Genomic DNA, 1,425 nt, shown 5'->3' with positions numbered 1-1,425 from the left:
CAACGTGAGCCAGTCGTCATCCGGCACAGTCCGGCCATCTACGGCCGTTGGCCCAAGCTTTCACACGGACGTTCGAACATCGACTCCGCCCAGACAACACCCTCGCGCGCGGATCACGTCGGTCGCGTCGTCGGCTATTGCGGCTAATCGTGACAGAAGCACAGCATTCGCAGATGTCCGTTATAGGGCATGATTGGCGTCGGACTGGGAGGGCCAGGAAGGGGCACTTCTGGACGTTGCCGAATGAGATGCCGAGGGTGGCGTATGACGTTGACTTCGGGGCAAAGGCTCCGGCATGCCGCGACGCGGATCTGTCCACTCGTAGGGAAGGGTTAGCGGGCGCGTGGTAATCGGCCGGCCATCAGAACCCCCTTCGCAAACGGGCTAAAAATTACTCCCGCCAAACCGTTTGGCCCTCATGTATTATTTATGCGTCCCGCGAGGAAAGGTAACATTTTCCCTTGACGAAAATGGAACATTAAAATGCCATCGCCGATTCCGCGAACATCACTGAGAGGAGTTGCGATGGTTCTATATCACCACGGCGCAGCAATTCAGCCCTGCGTCACGAAGCATGGCAAAGCCTTTGTAGCGCATGCATCGATCTTGGCGGAAGACGGTGAAGCTACTTCACTCGGGAATCTCGGAGAGTTCGCGAGTCAGGAAGGCGCTTTCGCGTTTGCCGTGCGCAGTGCCACTGCATTCGTGGATGGCGAACCCCTGCCGCGCTCACCTTTTGAACTAGCTCAGGCCGCGTAGTAGCCGCGTAACGTCGCGGCAAGATCACATCCCTCGGCGATGGCGCAGTGAATGCGGAAGTCGAACTCACCACCCTCGGCGGCGACAAGATCGTCGCCATCGTCACCGGGGGCTGTTGCTCTCGATAGCATGTGGATGCCCGCCGGCCTGCTTAACTTCACTGTCGGGAATCTCTCCTTCAACGGAAAATGGGAGATGTCAATGAATGAAGAAGTCTTCAACCTCAGCATACGCAAGTTCCTAAAAATGGTTGGCGTCAATTCGCAGCGCGAGATCGAACACGCAGTAGCCAAGGCCCTTGCTGACGGCACCATCGCAGGCACAGAATCGTTTCCCGCAAAAGTAACGCTGGAAATTGCAGGGTTCAAGCTGAAAGTGGAGTTTGATGGCGAAGTCACGCTCCAGTAAGTGCGAGACGACGTTTTCTGCACGGCAGCCGCGACGACTTTCGGCAACGGTTCGCGGCGGTTTCGGCGGCGTCAACCACGGCGGATCGCCAAAGGCAGGCACCGGCCGATACTGTTGAAAAAGTCGCTGACCGTCTCTCTCGCGAGGCTTTCATGGGTCTTCTTACCCTTGACCGGTGCTCGCGAGCGGCTTGTGGGCCGATCTGAGAGGTCGATTTTTTTGCTTGCCGATTGCAAAAGCCATGTAGCGACTTTTTCA

At 57.1% G+C, this 1,425-nt stretch carries 3 protein-coding genes; 1 reads left to right on the top strand and 2 read right to left on the bottom strand.

Features of this window, described 5'->3' with window-relative positions; genetic code table 11:
* Positions 1-746 precede the first annotated feature (746 nt).
* Entirely contained in the window at positions 747-920 is a 174-nt protein-coding gene (locus tag P0D80_RS50150; protein ID WP_408296185.1) for a hypothetical protein, read from the bottom strand.
* A 40-nt stretch (positions 921-960) separates the two neighbouring features.
* Here P0D80_RS50150 and P0D80_RS50145 point away from each other — a divergent pair, with 40 nt between their 5' ends.
* On the top strand, positions 961-1,167 hold the full coding sequence (locus tag P0D80_RS50145) for a DUF6494 family protein (RefSeq protein WP_408296183.1): 207 nt from the start codon (positions 961-963) through the stop codon (positions 1,165-1,167).
* Between the two features lie 71 nt (positions 1,168-1,238).
* Here the strand turns inward: P0D80_RS50145 and P0D80_RS50140 are convergent.
* Positions 1,239-1,425, bottom strand: a 187-nt coding sequence (locus P0D80_RS50140) for a hypothetical protein (protein ID WP_408296180.1), incomplete at its 5' end; no start/stop codon positions are given.

It is taken from the genome of Paraburkholderia sp. RL17-373-BIF-A, from assembly GCF_046030175.1.
Taxonomy (GTDB): Bacteria; Pseudomonadota; Gammaproteobacteria; order Burkholderiales; family Burkholderiaceae; genus Paraburkholderia.
This window is presented reverse-complemented; position numbering and strand designations above follow the sequence as displayed.